Raw genomic sequence first — 16,786 nt, 5'->3', positions numbered from 1 at the left:
ACTCGGGTCCCATGCCGGAGTTGGCGCTTTAGCGCCTTACTCCGGCGTCGATCCCATTTTGGGGTTTTAGCGCTTACTCGGGTCCCATGCCCGAGTTGGCGCTTTAGCGCCTTACTCCGGCGTCGATCCCATTTTGGGGTTTTAGCGCTTACTCGGGTCCCATGCCCGAGTTAGCGCTTTAGCGCCTTACTCCGGCGTCGATCCCATTTTGGGGTTTAGCGCTTACCCTGATCCCATACAAAGTAGTCGACCGCAAATCGACCCATCGCCGCTCACGCCCCAGCCGGCGCCGCAAGCATCGCCCGCAAAGCCGCAAGCACTGGTGCACCATCCGGCCGCACCCCGCGCCACACATAAAACGACTCCGCCGCCTGCTCAACCAGCATGCCCAGCCCATCGGCCGCACGCGCGCCGAGCGTCTGCGCGTGGCGCATGAACACGGTCGGCTGCACGCCGTACATCATGTCGTACGCGAGCGTTCCGCTGCCGAACGCACGCGCGTCGCACTCGGGCAGCGCAGCATCGAGGCTACCAGCCGTCGCATTGACGATCACGTCGTATGCAGAAGTTTCGACCGCCGACGGCGCACCGCCCGTCAGACGACAACCCGCCTCACGCGCAGCCTGCGCAAACTGTTCGACGAGCGCATCCGCTTTCGCCGCCGTACGATTCACGATGGTCAGCGAATGCGGGAAGCGTTCGAGCATCGGCAGCACGACGCCGCGCGCAGCGCCACCCGCACCGAGCAGCAGGATGCGGGCACCCTTCAACGCAGTGTCGAGATTGGTTTCTATATCGCGCACGAGACCGAAGCCGTCGGTGTTGTCGCCGTGAATACCGGTTGCGTCAAAGCGCAGCGTGTTGACCGCACCGGCCGCTGCCGCGCGCGGCGACAACGTATCGGCGAGCGCGTGCGCGTCGAGCTTGAACGGCACCGTCACGTTGAGCCCGCGGCCGCCTGCGTCGATGAACGCGCGCACCTGCGCGACGAAGCCGTCGAGCGGCGCGAGCAACGTGCCGTACTCGACCGGCTCGCCGGTCTGCTCGGCGAAGCGCGCGTGAATGAACGGCGACTTGCTGTGCGCAACGGGGTTGCCGACTACCGCATAGCGGTCGCGAGCAGGTTCCGTCGGTTGACTCGCGTGCGACGCGACGCTCATCGCCCCGGCTCCGTCGTGGAGTGATCGGCAGATGCAGGCTCGCTGGATTCCTCCGGTTCGCTGCCCTCTGCGGGTGCATCGACAGGTGCATCGGTGGAAGTTTCCGCCTGCGTTTCGCCCTCACCCTCCGCGGACGCCTGTTCCGCATCGACGATTTCTTCATCCGCTTCGTCGGGCTCTTCAGCCCCAGTGCCACTCGTGACGGACGGCGCATCGAGCACCTGCAACAGCCGCACCGACGCTTCAACCGTCAGCTCGTCGATCGACATCACGTCGAGCAGCAGACGCGTCCCGCGTGCATGCACGCCGAGACCCGGCACGTGCAGCAACAGCGGAATTTCGTCGAGCCGCACCATATCGCCCTTCACCACCGACGCCTCGACCTGCCGACGATTTTCCTGCTTCAGCCAGCGCAAACACCAGAAGTACTCCATCCGTCGCTGGTAATCGGCGTACGCAGAATAGGTGTCGTCGAAGCCCTGCACGACCGCGAAAAGATCGGCGTCCTTCGGCTTGAACGGCGCCGCGAGCTTCGCCATCACGCCGTGCTGCACGCACGCGAGCAACTGCCACTGATTCACGAGGTCGACGTAACGACGCAGCGGCGACGTGCTCCACGCGTATTGCGACACGCCGAGCCCTTCGTGCGGCGCGGCGCTGGTCTGCATCCGCGTGCGCTTCGGGCCGCTCGGCACGCCGAACGCGCGCTGCGTCCGGTAGATGCCGGGCACGCCGTGATCGTGCAGGAACGCACCCCATGTCGAGTTCGCGAGGATCGCGAGTTCGGCGACGATCGTGTCGAGCGGCGAACCGCGGCGACGCGGCGTGATCGTGATGTGCTCGCCGTCGACGTAGAAATTGAAATCGGTATTGCGCTGCACTTCGCGCCGCAGCCCGTAACCGGCACGCGCAAGCTGGCGCTTTTCGAACAGCGCCTGCGCGAACGGCCACAGCACCGCGATGTCGTCCTTGTGCGGATACTCGCCGGAACCGGCGGCAAGCGCCTCTTCGGTGACGAGTTCGTCGAGTGTGTTGTGTCGCAGATTGTTCTTCACGAACACGCGCTCGGCTCGCGTTTCGCTCGTGACGATTTCCTGCGTCTCGCGATTGACGATCACGTACAGCGACAGCGCCGGACGCAGTCCGCCCTCGGCCAGCGTGAACGCCTCGACGACGGTATCGGGCAACATCGTGATCTTGTCGCCGGGCATGTACACGGTCGAGAGCCGCGCGCGTGCGATCGCATCGACCGCATCGCCGCGCTCGATGCCGAGCGCCGGCGCCGCGATGTGCACGCCGATCCGCACGCGACCGTCGGCGAGATGCTCGACGGAGAATGCGTCGTCGATTTCGGTCGTGGTGACGTCGTCGATCGAGAATGCCTGGACGTCGGCCTGCGGCAGATCGTCGGGCAGCGCACCCACCGACACCTGCGGGAAGCCGGTGCCGTGCGGGAAAAATTCCGCGAGGAAACGCGCTTCATGCAGCGCGCGCGGCGACGCGACGCCGCCGCATTCGAGCATCAGACTCGCCTGCGAGATACCGCGCGCGGCTGCGGCCGCTTCGAGCGCCTTGTATTCGATCGAATTCTTGTCGGGCTTCGTCAGCAGACCGAGCGCCTTGCCCGCGAACGCGTCCGGCAGACGCCCCGCCTTCAGCTCGTCTTCGTAGCCGGCCTGCACGAGCGCCTGCTGACGCTTGCGCTCGAGCGACGCGAGCGCCATCTGCAGCTGTTCCTGCGGCGCGCGCTGATACTGGCCGCGCCCCTTGCGGCGGAAGTACACCGGCGAGCCGTGCATCCGCAGCACGAGCGCCGCACGCTCGACCGCTCCGAACGATGCGCCGAAGTATTCCTCGCCGAGCGCGGCAAACGGAAACTCGTCTTCGGGCGCGCACTCCCACAGGAAATCGAGATCGATCTCCTGAGCGGTCGCATCGGCCTGCTCCATCAGTTCGGCGGCGGCGGGCTTCTCGAACTCGATCAGCACGTCCTTCGAGCGCACTTTCGCGCGCCGTCCGCCCGGCAACTCGACCTGAAACGCGTCGCCCTGGCGTGACAGCACACTGCCTGCCTTGAAACTACCGGATTCCTCAAAGAAAACGTTCACTCAATACTCTCGTTCGGTCTTGCATCGGCCGTCTGCGTCGTCATCACCATGGTGATAGCCGTGGTTATAACGACTGACAGCGGTTCATGTTCGTGGTTCGAGCCTGCCGCGAATGCGTCAGGCCACTTTTTTCGGCGCGGGCGGCGCGACGTGAGTCGCGTCGCAGAATGCAAGCACGTCGTCGACGTACTGCGGAAACTCGCTGATCGCGTGATCGCTGCCTTCGATGAGCCGGGTCCGCGCGCCCGGATAACGCGCGAGCATTTCGCGGTAGTCGAGCACTTCGTCGCCGGTGGCGGCAAACAGATAATAGCGGTCGGGCTGCGTAATCGACGCGACATCGAGCGCGCGCAGTTCATCCAGATGGCGCGGCTCGACGACGATGCTACCGCCGCCATGCCACAACGGCTGCTCGCCGAGATACGCGCTGAGGTCACGCTGCGGCACCACGGCAGGATTCAGCAGTACGGCCGGCCAGCCATGCTTCTCGGCCAGATGGGTCGCGAAATAGCCGCCGAGCGAACTGCCGATCACGGTGACGCGCTGCGACGGCGCAGCCGCGACGAGCGACTCGGCGAGCGCGATCGTCTCGAGCGGCGAGACCGGCAGCATCGGGCAGCACCATTCGTCGTCGCGACCGAGTTCGGCGAGACGCTCAGCGAGCACGCGTGCCTTGAACGATTGCGGCGACGAGCGGAAGCCGTGCAGATAGAGGATCACGCGGTGCCTCGCGCTTCATCTCTACGGGACAACGCATCGAGCAGCTTCTGATGCACGCCGCCGAAACCGCCGTTGCTCATCACCAGCACCTGATCGCCCGGTTGTGCGGCGGCCGCGACGGCCTTCACCAGTGCATCGAGATTGTCGAACGCGTGTGCCTTGCTGCCGAGCGGCGCGAGCGCTTCGGCGAGATTCCAGCCAAGCGAGTCGCGACCGGCCGGTGCGCCGTAGCCGAATACGAGATCGGCGTCGGTGAGGCTCGCCGGCAACTGAGCTTTCATCACGCCGAGCTTCATCGTGTTCGAGCGCGGTTCGAGCACCGCGAGAATGCGCGAGCGTTCGCGGCCGATGCGGGCGCGCAGCCCGGCGATCGTCGTTTCGATCGCCGTGGGATGGTGCGCGAAATCGTCGTACACGGTCACGCCATCGACGCTGCCGCGCACTTCCATCCGACGCTTCACGTTGCGGAACGTCGCCAGCGACTGCGCGGCCTGCGCGGGCGGCACGCCGACGTGGCGCGCAGCAGCGATCGCGGCGAGTGCGTTGAGCCGGTTGTGTTCGCCTTGCACCTGCCACTCGACTGTTCCTGCGGGCAAACCGTTGTGATAAACGGCGAAGCGTTCGTCGACGGGCACGCCCTCTTCGGCGGGCAACGCCTGCCAGCCGCCGTCGACGCCAAACCGCTCGACCTCGCTCCAGCAGCCGCGCGTCAGTACACGCTCGAGCGCATCGGTGCGACCGTTCGTGACGATTCGTCCGATGCCCGGAATGGTCCGCACGAGGTGATGGAATTGCGTTTCGATCGCAGTCAGATCCGCGAAGATGTCGGCGTGATCGAATTCGAGGTTGTTCAGGATCGCGGTGCGCGGACGGTAGTGGACGAACTTCGAACGCTTGTCGAAGAACGCGGTGTCGTACTCGTCCGCTTCGATCACGAAGAAGCTCGAATCGGTGAGCCGCGCCGATACGCCGAAATTGAGCGGCACCCCGCCGATCAGGAAGCCCGGGTTCAGCCCCGCGTCTTCGAGCAGCCAGGTCAGCATCGACGACGTCGTCGTCTTGCCGTGCGTGCCGGCCACCGCCAGCACCCATTTGCCGTTCAGCACATGCTCGCCGAGCCATTGCGGGCCCGACGTGTACGGCAGGCCGCGATCGAGAATCGCCTCCATCAGCGGATTGCCGCGCGTGACGACATTGCCGATCACGAACAGATCGGGGTTCAGATCGACCTGCTCCGCGCCGTAACCCTCAATGAGACGGATGTCTTGCGCCTCGAGCTGCGTGCTCATCGGCGGATAGACGCCGGCGTCGCAGCCGGTCACGGTGTGACCCGCGCCGCGTGCGAGCACCGCGAGACCGCCCATGAACGTGCCGCAGATACCGAGGATGTGGATGTGCATAAGACTGTCGTGCCGCGCGGGCGTAGCGAGCGTGAGAAGGAGCTGCGCAATGGCCGGCAGGCCCGTTCGCAAAGGACGCTATTGTAACCGACAGGTCCGCGCCGCCCAGGGCTCCAGCACACGCTCGCTGCGTGTCCGCCGGACCCGAAAAGGCGCGCCAACATTCTCTAGTATGATTGCCTGATGGTTCGCAAATCACATTTCGATCCCCAACGCGTGCGCGAGGAAATCGCCATCGCGGCGGCGAGGATGATCGCCGAGGACGGCCTGGACTATTCGACGGCCAAGCGCAAAGCTGCCCGCCAGGTTATCGGCGAAACACGCGTTGCTGGCGAATGGCTGCCCGATAACGACCAGATCGAGGAAGAAATCCGCGAGTATCAATCGCTCTTCCAGGGCGACAGCCAGCCGATCCTGTTGCGCCGCATGCGCAAGATCGCACTGGAATGGATGCAGCGGCTCGCACCGTTCAATCCATACCTGACCGGTGCGGTACTCGGCGGTACCGCAGGCGAACATTCCGACGTGCATCTGCAGGTTTTCTGCGACGACGCGAAAGAAGTCGCCATTTACCTGCTCAATGCGAACATTCAGTACGACGTTTCGGAGACGCGCCATTTCGCGGGCCGCGGCATGATCGAGACACTGAGCTTCCTGTGGCGCTCGGCAAACGAAGGCCGCGACGCCGAGCCGGTGGGTATTCACGTCGCGCTTTACGACACCGACGATCTGCGCGGCGCGGTGCGGGCCGACGCTCGCGGCCGCCAGGCGCGCGCCAATGTGCAGACCGTCCAGGCGCTGCTCGACAGCGGCGATGCGATGCCCTCCACTACTAACTAGATAGATAGACCGACAGCAATGAACAGCAAGCGCATTTTCGCGTTCGTGGCCGTGGCGATCGTCGCGGTCGGTGGTGGAGCGATTGCCGGCCACTGGCTGCGCGGTCCCGAGATCGAACCGGTCGCGGCAGCCGCACCGGCTCCCGACGCTCAAAAGAGCCCCGTCGAGCAGTTGTGGGCCGCGCCGGTCACGAGTGCCGACGGTAAGGCTCAGTCGTTGAGCCTGTTCAAGGGGCACCCGATCGTCGTGAACTTCTGGGCGTCGTGGTGCGGACCATGCGTCGAAGAGATGCCGACGCTCGCGCAGTTGCACCGCCAGTACGCGAAGAAGGGCATCCAGTTCATCGGGCTGGGTGTCGATTCGGATAAAAACGTGCAGGCGTTCCTGCAGAAGGTGCGGGTTGACTACCCGGTGTACGTGATCGGCTTCGGCGGCGCCGACCTCGCGCGTACCTTCGGCAACCAGGCGGGCGGCCTGCCCTTTACCGTCGTGATCGACGCCAAAGGAAAGATCCGCTCGACAAAATTAGGCCCGATTCAGCCGGCCGAACTCAAACAGACGCTCGACGCGCTGTAGATCTCACAATCCCTTAACCTTCACTTGCCGCCGGAACCCGTCCGGTTGAGCGCAAATCGCGCGGAATTGCTCGAAGATGCCGCGAATGCGTCCGCACACAAGCGGGGCGCGATCACCCTGGCCAACCGGGAAACTAGACAAATTTCTCTAATCGGCGCTAAAGTGCGGCCAATTCCACGGAAAACCAAGCGACCATGACGCGACTGCTGGCACTGCACGGCCCTAACCTCAACCTTCTCGGCACCCGGGAACCCGAGGTTTATGGTCGCGTGACGCTGCCGCAGATCGATCAGGCGCTGGCCGACCGTGCCGCCGACGCCGGCGTGGAGCTCGCGACGTTCCAGAGCAATCACGAAGGCGCGCTCGTGGACCGCATCCAGTCGGCCCGTACCGAGCAGACCGATTTCATCCTGATCAATCCCGCCGCGTACACGCACACCAGCGTGGCGATCCGGGATGCGCTGGCGGGAGTCGCCATTCCGTTCGTCGAGATTCATCTGTCGAACGTGCATCGCCGGGAGTCGTTCCGGCATCACTCGTATCTGTCCGACCAGGCCGAAGGGGTCATTTGCGGTCTCGGCTGGAAGGGGTATCTGTACGCACTCGAATTTGCGCTCGACCGGCTCGCAGCCGGCACGCCGCGCGCCTGATTCCAGACAACACCTATCAGGCCGGCGGCCACGCCGCCGGCCCTTCACGCATTAAAGGGGAAGCCCGATGGATCTACGTAAACTGAAAACCCTGATCGACCTCGTCTCCGAGTCAGGCATCTCGGAACTCGAAGTCACCGAAGGCGAAGGCAAGGTGCGCATCGTCAAGAACGCAGCGCCGGTTTACGTACAGCAGCCCGCCTATGCCCAGCAGATGTCCGCCCCGCTCCCGATGATGGGCGGCGCCGAAGCACCGGCCGCAGCCGCACCCGCTGCGCCGGCCCCCGCTGCTCCGCAGGGTCACGTCGTGACGTCGCCGATGGTCGGCACGTTCTATCGTTCGCCGTCGCCGGGCGCCGATGCGTTCGTGCAAGTGGGCGATACGGTGAAGGAAGGCCAGACGCTGTGCATCATCGAAGCGATGAAGCTGCTGAACGAAATCGAATCCGATGCTTCTGGCGTCATCAAGGAAATCCTCGTCGAAAACGGGCAGGCGGTCGAATACGGCCAGCCGCTCTACGTGGTCGGCTAACGCGGCGCGCATTGCAGCCGCCGTCTGCGCGTCCGGTAGTCAGTCACACGGGACGCGCATCCGAACCTCCAAGGCTCTCGCGCATGCCGCTCGTTCGCGCGACCCGCGCAGCGCCCTTTGATGAGTCGAAAACCCGCTATGTTTGAAAAAATCCTCATTGCCAATCGCGGCGAAATCGCGCTCCGTATCCAGCGCGCGTGTCGCGAGCTCGGCGTCAAGACGGTCGTCGTCTATTCCGAAGCCGACAAGGAAGCGAAATACGTAAAGCTCGCCGACGAAGCCGTCTGTATCGGACCGGCCCCGTCGAATCTGAGCTACCTGAACATGCCTGCGCTGATCAGCGCGGCAGAAGTCACGGACGCCGAAGCCATCCACCCGGGCTACGGCTTTCTGTCGGAAAACGCGGACTTCGCCGAGCGCGTCGAGCAGTCGGGCTTCGTGTTCATCGGCCCACGCCCCGATACGATCCGGATGATGGGCGACAAGGTGTCGGCCAAGCAGACGATGATCAAGACCGGTGTGCCCTGCGTGCCCGGCTCGGAAGGCGCGTTGCCCGACGATCCGAAGGAAATCGTGAAGATTGCACGCACGGTCGGCTACCCGGTGATCATCAAGGCAGCCGGCGGCGGCGGCGGACGCGGCATGCGCGTCGTGCACACCGAAGCAGCGCTCGTCAACGCGGTGAACATGACGCGTGAAGAAGCGGGCCGTGCGTTCGGCAATCCGCAGGTCTACATGGAGAAGTTCCTGGAGAACCCGCGGCACATCGAAATCCAGATCTTGTCGGACTCGTTCAAGAACGCCGTGTGGCTCGGCGAACGCGACTGCTCGATGCAGCGTCGTCACCAGAAGGTGATCGAGGAAGCGCCGGCGCCGGGCATCGCGCGTCGTCTGATCGAACGGATCGGCGATCGCTGCGCGGATGCGTGCAAGAAGATGGGTTATCTCGGCGCGGGCACGTTTGAGTTCCTGTACGAAAACGGCGAGTTCTACTTCATCGAGATGAACACGCGCGTGCAGGTCGAGCACCCGGTGACGGAGCTGATCACCGGCGTCGACATCGTGCAGGAACAGATCCGCATCGCGGCCGGCGAGAAACTCGCGTTCCGTCAGCGCGACATCCAGTTCCGCGGTCATGCAATCGAATGCCGGATCAACGCGGAAGATCCGTTCAAGTTCATTCCGTCGCCGGGACGTTTGACGTCGTGGCACATGCCGGGCGGCCCCGGCATCCGCGTCGATTCGCACGCGTACAACGGCTATTTCGTACCGCCGAACTACGACTCGATGATCGGCAAGCTGATCGCGTACGGCGCTACCCGCGACCAGGCGATCCGTCGCATGCGCATCGCGCTGTCGGAAATGGTCGTCGAAGGCATCCAGACGAACATCCCGTTGCATCGCGAATTGATGCTCGACGCGAAGTTCGTCGAGGGCGGCACGAGCATCCATTACCTCGAAAACCGTCTCGCCGCGAAGCAGCAGGCCGCACCGGAAGAAGCGTAAGCATGAGCTACCGGGAACTGATCGTCGAGATGGAGCGCGAGCGCGCGGAGGCGTTGTCCGATGCGCTGCTGGAGCTCGGCGCGCTGTCGGTATCGGTCGAAGACGCCGATGCCGATACGCCCGACGAGCAACCGCTTTTCGGCGAGCCCGGTCTCATCCCCGAACGCACTGCATGGCAGCACTCGCGCGTGATCGCGCTGGTTGCAGCCGAGCATGACCCGGCGGTGTTGCTCGCGGCCGCGGTCAATACGCTCGCACTCCCGACGGTCCCTGCCTTCACGCTGCGCGAGGTCGAAGAGCAGGACTGGGTGCGGCTCACGCAGTCGCAGTTCGATCCGATTCCGATCGGCGAACGGATCTGGGTCGTGCCATCGTGGCACGACGCGCCGGACCCCGACGCCCTCGTTCTCGAACTCGATCCGGGCCTCGCGTTCGGCACCGGCAGCCATCCGACGACGCGCCTCTGCATGGAATGGCTCGAGCAATCGGTCGTCGCAGGGCAATCGGTGCTCGACTACGGCTGCGGCTCGGGCATTCTCGCGATCCTCGCGAAGAAGTGCGGCGCGAACCCGGTGATCGGCATCGACATCGATCCGCAGGCCGTTGAATCCGCGCGCAGCAACAGCGAGCGCAATCACGCCGACGTCACGTACGGTTTGCCCGACGCATGCCCGGCCGGCGAATTCGATATCGTCGTCGCGAACATCCTGTCGAATCCGTTGAAGCTGATGGCGTCGATGCTCGCATCGAAAGTCAGACCCGGCGGACGCATCGCGCTGTCGGGCGTACTTGCCCGGCAAGCGGACGAAGTGGCGGCCGTCTACCAGCAGTGGATCGACATCGCCGTCTGGCGCGAACACGAGGGCTGGGTATGCCTGACAGGAACCCGCCGCGAAAGCCATTAGAATAGGGCTTATCGTCACTCACCGGCCCTAGTCGGCTCCCAGGCCCGATATGCTCCTGGCAACGCGCTGTCCCTTTTGCGAAACCGTCTTCCGGCTTCAGCCGGCGCAGCTTCAGCTGCGTCGCGGTCTCGTGCGCTGCGGGCACTGCCAGGAAGTCTTCGATGGCTCGACCAGCCTGTACGAAACCACTGAGGGCGGCGATTTCTCGACGGCAACGCCGGTCTCCGCCGACCTCGCCGCAGCGCTGACTTCCGGCGCCGCCGAGGCTGCCACGCCGTCGGCAGAGCCGCCATCGCTCGAACATTCAGCCGCACCCGACTTCCGTGGCGACGCATGGAACCCGTGGGCGCCTGCCGCCGATGCCGCAGCCGCTCAATCCGAGCCACCCGCGCCGCACACTCCGTCCACGCAGCCGCCGTTCGCCGCTCCGGTTCCGCCGGCTGCCGCTTCATCGGAGTCACATGCGGCCGCCGAACCGCAATCCATCGCACCGGACGAGCGCGACGCGCCCACCTGGCGCAGCACCACCGAACCCGCGCTCGCCGACACGCTATCGTCGCCGCTGCCGCCGCCTCCGCTCGACAAGGAACCGCACCTCGAACCGCACTTCAGCAGCCACGCAGGCGAACCGTTTGCTGACGTGCCGCCCACCGACGGCACCGACCATTTCGCGGTGGTTCGCGAAACCCGCGCGCCGGCGCCACGCCGGACCGGCTGGAGGATCTTCGGCATACTCGTCGCACTCGCGCTGCTGGTGCTGCTGCTCGCACAGCTCGCGTGGTGGCAACGCGAAACGGTGATGGTGTACTGGCCGCAATCGCGGCCGCTGTATGAGCAGGCATGTGCGCGTATTGGCTGCACGGTGGCGCCGCCGCGCGACATCGACGGTCTACAGGTCGAGCCGTCCGATCTGCGTCAGGTCGACGGTCCGCACCGGCTAGAACTGAAGATGCCGCTGCGCAACCGCTTCAACGTCGCGCTCGCATATCCGGCGATCGAGCTCACGCTGCTCGACGCGCAGAACAATGTCGCGGTGCGTCGCGTGCTCTGGCCGCAGGACTATGTGAAGCCCGGCACGCCGGTTGCAGCCGGCCTGCCGGCGCGCACGACGCAGACGATGATCGTGCGTCTCGATACCGGCAACGCGGTGGCATCGAACTTCCGCGTGCAGATTTTTTATCCATGACGCCCCGCTGTTTCGCCTGTCTTTGCGAAACAAGAGCGAGTGCGTTTCCCGTTCAATCCTGACGTCTTTCTGGAGCACTACATGAGTCAAGTCACACTGGGTGGCAACCCGATCGAAATCGCCGGCACGTTCCCGTCCGTGGGTCAGAAGGCGCCCGCGTTCTCGCTCACCGGCAAGGACCTGAAGCCGCTGGCGCTCACCGATTTCGCCGGCAAGCGCAAGGTGCTCAACATCGTCCCGAGCCTCGACACGCCGACCTGCGCCACGTCGACGCGCAAGTTCAACGAAGCGGCAAGCAAGCTCTCGAACACGGCAGTGATCGTCGTCTCCGGCGATCTGCCGTTCGCCGCGTCGCGCTTCTGCACGACCGAAGGCATCGAGAACGTCGTGACGGCATCGACGTTCCGCAGCCATGATTTCGCGAAGGCATACGGCGTCGACGTCGCGAGCGGTCCGCTGACCGGTCTGACGGCGCGCGCCGTCGTCGTGCTCGACGAAAACGACCAGGTCGTTCACGCCGAGCTCGTCAGCGAAATCAAGAACGAGCCGAACTACGACGCTGCGCTCGCAGCGTTGAAGTAAGCCTTCGTGCACGATCGAACGCCGCGCTTTTCGCGCGGCGTTTTCGCATCGTCAGCACCCCTTTTCTCTCGACTTCTACAGGAACGATCGCCTTGGCTACGCTGATTTGCGGCTCGATTGCCTACGACATCATCATGAAATTCGAAGGCCGGTTTCGGGAGCACATCCTGCCCGATCAGGTCCACATCCTGAACGTGAGCTTCCTCGTGCCGACGATGCGTCGCGAGTTCGGAGGCTGCGCGGGCAACATCGGCTATGCGCTGCATCTGCTCGGCGGCGACGCACGCATCATGGGTACGCTCGGCGCAGCCGATGCGCAGGCCTATATCGACCGGCTGGACAGCCTCGGGCTGTCGAAGGAATACGTCCGCGTACTGCAGGATTCGTATTGCGCGCAGGCAATGATCAGCACCGACCTCGAAAACAATCAGATCACGGCGTTCCATCCGGGCGCGATGATGCAGTCGCACGTGAATCGCGTCGATGAAGCAAAGGGCATCAAGCTCGGCATCGTCGCGCCGGACGGCTTCGACGGGATGGTCCAGCACGCGGAGCAATTCGCCGCGACCGGCGTGCCGTTCATCTTCGATCCGGGCCAGGGTTTGCCGCTCTTCGACGGGGCGACCCTGCGCCGCATGATTGAACTTGCCACGTATGTAGCTGTCAACGATTACGAAGCCAAACTCGTCAGCGACAAGACGGGCTGGTCTATCGAAGAAATTGCCGGCCGCGTCGATGCATTGATCGTCACGCTCGGCGAACAAGGGTCGCAGATTCACCACTCGGGGCGTATCGAAGCCATTCCGGCGGTCACCGCACAGCGCGTGCTCGACCCCACCGGTTGCGGCGATGCATTCCGCGGCGGTCTGCTGTACGGAATCGAGCAAGGGCTCGGCTGGGCCACCACCGGTCGCCTCGCCAGCCTGATGGGCGCACTCAAGATCGAGCAACAGGGCCCGCAGACCTACGCGCCTTCACGCGCGGAGATCAATGAACGGTTCAAGCAGGCGTTTGGTTACGACCTGCAGTAATTCGGGCGAGCGTTCACCGCGTCGCTCACTGCTATTGGAGTAAGGGAATGAAAACTACGAGTCGCCTGGGTCGTTCTGTCCTGGCCGCAATCGTCGTCGGTACGCTCGCGTTGTCGGGCTGTGCCTACAACAGCAGTTCGGCCGACGTGTACTCCGCTTCGCAGGCGCAACGCGAAGCGACGGTCCGCATGGGTACCGTCGACAGCGTGCGCGCGGTGAAGATCAGTTCGAACAACGGCCAGCCGAGCGGACTCGGCGCGATCGGCGGCGGCGCACTCGGCGCAGTCGCCGGCAGCGCGCTCGGCGGTGGGCGTGGTTCGATCGTGACGGGCATCATCGGCGGTATCGCCGGCGCGGTGGCCGGTAACGCGGTCGAGAACGGCGTCGCGGTACACAACGGCGTCGAGATCACGGTGCGCCTCGACAATGGCGATATCCGCGCGATCACGCAAAGCGCCAACGGCGAGATCTTCCAGGCCGGCGAACGCGTCCGGTTGCTGTCGAGCGGCGGCGTTACGCGCGTCACGCACTAACCCGATTAGTTTCCCCTGAGCCGCAGTACGCTGCGGCGACCTCAAGCGCATGCGCTCCCCTGTGCATGCGCTTTTTTTCGCGCTTTTTCTGGGTAGCTAGTCACCGGGCTCGCCGTGCTCTCTCAGTGCGGCACCGGCGACCTCCACAGGCCGCACACGCTTCCCGCCAACGTCTGCTCTCACACGCCTACCTCACGCTCATCCGCAGCGTCGCCACGACGCACGTCGTAACGTAGCGCGCAAAAAAATCCCGTCATCAGTTGCCCGATGACGGGATCTCGATCGAGTAGGCCTACTCAATCATGGACACATCGCAATGCGCCCAAGTACTGCAACTGCCTCGTTACGGACGGCTGCCGGTCGGGAACGGCCATGCAGCAGCCGGATTCAACGCGGTCTTCACCGTCGAAGCCGGGGCAGGAGCCGCAGCGACAACGGGTGCAGTCTTCGTAACAGCCTTCTTCGCGGGCGCAGCCTTCTTCGCAGGGGCGGCCTTCTTCGCGGGCGCAGCCTTCTTGGCGGCAGCCTTCTTCGCAGGGGCAGCCTTCTTGGCCGCAGCCTTTTTCGCAGGCGCCTTCTTCGCGGCCTTCTTCGCTACCTTCTTGGCGGCAGCCTTTTTAGCAGGCGCTTTCTTGGCCGCAGCCTTCTTCACGACCTTCTTCGCTGCAGCCTTCTTCGCCGGTGCCTTCTTGGCAGCGACCTTCTTCGCAGCAACCTTCTTCACTGCGACTTTCTTCGCTGCGGCCTTCTTCGCCGGCGCCTTCTTCGCAGCAACCTTCTTCACTGCGACTTTCTTCGCTGCAACCTTCTTCACCGCGACTTTCTTCACTGCGACTTTCTTCGCAGCAGCCTTCTTCGCCGGTGCCTTCTTCGCAGCAGCTCTCACAGCAGGTTTTTTCTTGGCAAGTGCCATCATTTGCTCCTTCAGGTTTTCAGATGAGATTCAAACTACACACCCTTCGTCAAAACCCGCTTCCCGCGGACGCTTCTCAAGGCGGGCGCTTCGAAGCGGGCTATTCATCGGCGTACGCAGATCCTGCGCGCTTACGCTAATGAATACGGTAAGGCGCGCCGTGTCACGAGACACGACGGGCCAAGTCCAGTCGACGTCGCATACGGACGTCGCCAATCGTTTGATCTCGTCGCCGGCGCTCGGGCCGACGACATTTTCCGGGGGGAAGTTTGCCCATCCCACTGAAGGGTTCGCAAAGTGCCTGTCATGTTTGTGGGCCGTTAAGGCACCGGGCATGCTTTGCATCAGGCGTTCCTGCTCCTAACGTCGTGCGCCGGCACGGCGCGCTCGCGCCACAGTGCCGGCATCCCCATCGATGCTTGCTGCTGCGAAGGGCTGTGGGTCATTCCCAGGACAGCGCTCCACCAGTTTGATATTCGATCACGCGCGTCTCGAAGAAGTTGCGTTCCTTCTTCAAGTCGATCATTTCGCTCATCCACGGGAACGGGTTTTCCTCGTTCGGGAACAGCGGATCGAGACCGATCTGCTGGCAACGACGGTTGCAGATGAAGCGCAGGTAGCTCTTGAACATCGACGCGTTCAGACCGAGCACGCCGCGCGGCATCGTGTCTTCAGCGTAGCGATATTCGAGTTCGACTGCCTGCTTGAAGATCTCGCGGATCTCCGCACGGAACTCGGCGGTCCACAGATGCGGGTTTTCGAGCTTGATCTGGTTGATCAGGTCGATGCCGAAATTGCAGTGCATCGACTCGTCGCGCAGGATGTATTGGTACTGTTCCGCCGCGCCGGTCATCTTGTTCTGGCGACCGAGCGCCAGGATCTGCGTAAACCCGACGTAAAAGAACAGCCCTTCCATCACGCACGCGAAGACGATCAGCGACTTGAGCAGCTTCTGGTCGGCTTCGAGCGTTCCGGTCGTGAAGGCCGGATCGGTCAGCGTGTGGATGAACGGAATCAGGAATTCGTCTTTCGCGCGAATCGACGAGACCTCGTGATACGCGTTGAAGATTTCGCCTTCGTCGAGACCCAGCGATTCGACGATGTACTGGTACGCGTGCGTGTGGATCGCTTCCTCGAACGCCTGGCGCAGCAGGAACTGGCGGCATTCGGGCGCCGTGATGTGGCGATAGGTGCCCAGCACGATGTTGTTCGCGGCAAGCGAGTCGGCCGTCACGAAGAAGCCGAGGTTACGCTTGATGAGACGGCGCTCGTCTTCGGTCAGCCCGTTCGGGTCTTTCCACAGAGCGATGTCGCGGGACATGTTGATTTCCTGCGGCATCCAGTGGTTCGCGCAGCCGGACAGATACTTCTCCCACGCCCACTTGTACTTGAACGGCACCAACTGATTGACGTCGGTCTTGCCGTTGATGATGCGTTTGTCCGCGACGTTCACGCGCGCTTCGGTCGAAGCAGCGGGTGCGGCGGCGATGGTTTGAGCGGCGTACGGAGCGACAGCGATGTCGTTCGCGAAAATATCCTGCGCCGAGGGAGCCTGATGAGCGGGACGCGCAACAGCTTGCGTACCGACGACCGTCTCCGCGGAGTGACGCAACGCATTCTGTTGCGCACCGCTCGCGGGAGTTACGGCAGTGATCTCGTCATCCCAGTTGAGCATAAATGTCACCATCAATTTAGAACGGTTTGTACCATCTTTTCACGAGCGTTAAAAGAGTTCGCTCACGAAAATTCCTGTTTTCGATTCGCGTTGCGACCTTCATACAACACTTTGTTCGTTCGACTGTGTCGCGCGCTTCGCGCGATGCAATCGCAAGAGGTGTCGATGACGTGCTTCGCGTGATCGAATTGCATCGAGTGAAGACGCTCGACGCGTTGAAAATCTGTGCTGCCGGATCGTCTGCATCGACTGCTTTGCAGAGACGATGCTTCGGGTTGTCCCTTGCTCGTTCACACTAACTCGCGACTCGACTTCGACTCTGCTGCAACCGGCTTCGATGCGCGAGAAGCAACGCGCGATGAGTGGTGTGCGTCGTTGCGCTCAGCGAGTGCAGCGCGTGAGTGGATCGAACGCGATGCGGTGTTCTGTGTTGCCGGGCGACGCGCTGCGCCGCCCGTACTGCGAGAGC

Annotated in this window: 17 protein-coding genes; 10 read left to right on the top strand and 7 right to left on the bottom strand. The window is 63.6% G+C overall.

Features of this window, described 5'->3' with window-relative positions; translation table 11 throughout:
• Positions 1-272: 272 nt before the first annotated feature.
• The 4 genes from aroE to mpl form a co-directional block, all read right to left on the bottom strand.
• The gene (gene aroE / locus E1748_RS11675; protein WP_133647406.1) at positions 273-1,160 is read right to left on the bottom strand and encodes a shikimate dehydrogenase; all 888 of its coding nucleotides are present in this window, start codon (positions 1,158-1,160) and stop codon (positions 273-275) included.
• Positions 1,157-3,268: a ribonuclease catalytic domain-containing protein gene (locus E1748_RS11670; protein ID WP_133647405.1), complete on the bottom strand. Its 2,112-nt coding sequence runs from the start codon at positions 3,266-3,268 to the stop codon at positions 1,157-1,159. Before E1748_RS11670 ends, aroE begins: the two co-directional genes overlap by 4 nt.
• 117 nt (positions 3,269-3,385) lie before the next feature.
• Positions 3,386-3,988, bottom strand: coding sequence for a YqiA/YcfP family alpha/beta fold hydrolase (locus E1748_RS11665; protein ID WP_133647404.1), 603 nt, complete (start codon positions 3,986-3,988; stop codon positions 3,386-3,388).
• On the bottom strand, positions 3,985-5,388 hold the full coding sequence (gene mpl, locus E1748_RS11660; protein WP_133647403.1) for a UDP-N-acetylmuramate:L-alanyl-gamma-D-glutamyl-meso-diaminopimelate ligase: 1,404 nt from the start codon (positions 5,386-5,388) through the stop codon (positions 3,985-3,987). The genes E1748_RS11665 and mpl overlap by 4 nt, the downstream gene beginning before the upstream one ends.
• 183 nt (positions 5,389-5,571) lie before the next feature.
• Here mpl and E1748_RS11655 point away from each other — a divergent pair, with 183 nt between their 5' ends.
• From E1748_RS11655 to E1748_RS11610, 10 genes are all read left to right on the top strand, one after another.
• A complete protein-coding gene (locus tag E1748_RS11655; protein ID WP_133647402.1) occupies positions 5,572-6,228 on the top strand; it encodes a UDP-N-acetylmuramate--alanine ligase in 657 nt (218 codons plus the stop codon).
• A gap of 18 nt (positions 6,229-6,246) precedes the next feature.
• A complete protein-coding gene (locus E1748_RS11650) occupies positions 6,247-6,804 on the top strand; it encodes a TlpA family protein disulfide reductase (protein WP_133647401.1) in 558 nt (185 codons plus the stop codon).
• A 194-nt stretch (positions 6,805-6,998) separates the two neighbouring features.
• Complete coding sequence (aroQ, locus tag E1748_RS11645) at positions 6,999-7,454, top strand: type II 3-dehydroquinate dehydratase (RefSeq protein WP_133647400.1); 456 nt, start codon at positions 6,999-7,001, stop codon at positions 7,452-7,454.
• 67 nt (positions 7,455-7,521) lie between these two features.
• Positions 7,522-7,986, top strand: a complete 465-nt coding sequence (gene accB / locus E1748_RS11640) for an acetyl-CoA carboxylase biotin carboxyl carrier protein (RefSeq protein WP_133647399.1) — start codon at positions 7,522-7,524, stop codon at positions 7,984-7,986.
• Positions 7,987-8,124: 138 nt separating this feature from the next.
• Complete coding sequence (gene accC / locus E1748_RS11635; RefSeq protein WP_133647398.1) at positions 8,125-9,492, top strand: acetyl-CoA carboxylase biotin carboxylase subunit; 1,368 nt, start codon at positions 8,125-8,127, stop codon at positions 9,490-9,492.
• Between the two features lie 2 nt (positions 9,493-9,494).
• Complete coding sequence (gene prmA, locus E1748_RS11630; protein ID WP_133647397.1) at positions 9,495-10,397, top strand: 50S ribosomal protein L11 methyltransferase; 903 nt, start codon at positions 9,495-9,497, stop codon at positions 10,395-10,397.
• Positions 10,398-10,446: 49 nt separating this feature from the next.
• Positions 10,447-11,583, top strand: coding sequence for a zinc-ribbon and DUF3426 domain-containing protein (locus tag E1748_RS11625; protein WP_133647396.1), 1,137 nt, complete (start codon positions 10,447-10,449; stop codon positions 11,581-11,583).
• Positions 11,584-11,664: 81 nt separating this feature from the next.
• Positions 11,665-12,165, top strand: coding sequence for a thiol peroxidase (gene tpx, locus E1748_RS11620; RefSeq protein WP_133647395.1), 501 nt, complete (start codon positions 11,665-11,667; stop codon positions 12,163-12,165).
• A gap of 92 nt (positions 12,166-12,257) precedes the next feature.
• Positions 12,258-13,196, top strand: a complete 939-nt coding sequence (locus E1748_RS11615; protein WP_133647394.1) for a carbohydrate kinase family protein — start codon at positions 12,258-12,260, stop codon at positions 13,194-13,196.
• A gap of 47 nt (positions 13,197-13,243) precedes the next feature.
• Positions 13,244-13,729: an outer membrane lipoprotein gene (locus E1748_RS11610; RefSeq protein ID WP_133647393.1), complete on the top strand. Its 486-nt coding sequence runs from the start codon at positions 13,244-13,246 to the stop codon at positions 13,727-13,729.
• 343 nt (positions 13,730-14,072) lie between these two features.
• Here the strand turns inward: E1748_RS11610 and E1748_RS11605 are convergent, their stop codons facing one another.
• From E1748_RS11605 to E1748_RS11595, 3 genes are all read right to left on the bottom strand, one after another.
• Positions 14,073-14,642, bottom strand: a complete 570-nt coding sequence (locus E1748_RS11605; protein ID WP_133649324.1) for a histone H1-like DNA-binding protein — start codon at positions 14,640-14,642, stop codon at positions 14,073-14,075.
• 30 nt (positions 14,643-14,672) lie between these two features.
• Positions 14,673-14,987 (bottom strand): hypothetical protein, encoded by a 315-nt coding sequence (locus E1748_RS31745; protein WP_133647392.1) that lies wholly within the window; start codon positions 14,985-14,987, stop codon positions 14,673-14,675.
• 97 nt (positions 14,988-15,084) lie between these two features.
• Positions 15,085-16,317 (bottom strand): ribonucleotide-diphosphate reductase subunit beta, encoded by a 1,233-nt coding sequence (locus tag E1748_RS11595; RefSeq protein ID WP_133647391.1) that lies wholly within the window; start codon positions 16,315-16,317, stop codon positions 15,085-15,087.
• Positions 16,318-16,786 lie beyond the last annotated feature (469 nt).

It is taken from the genome of Paraburkholderia flava, from assembly GCF_004359985.1.
Lineage (GTDB): Bacteria > Pseudomonadota > Gammaproteobacteria > Burkholderiales > Burkholderiaceae > Paraburkholderia > Paraburkholderia flava.
This window is presented reverse-complemented; position numbering and strand designations above follow the sequence as displayed.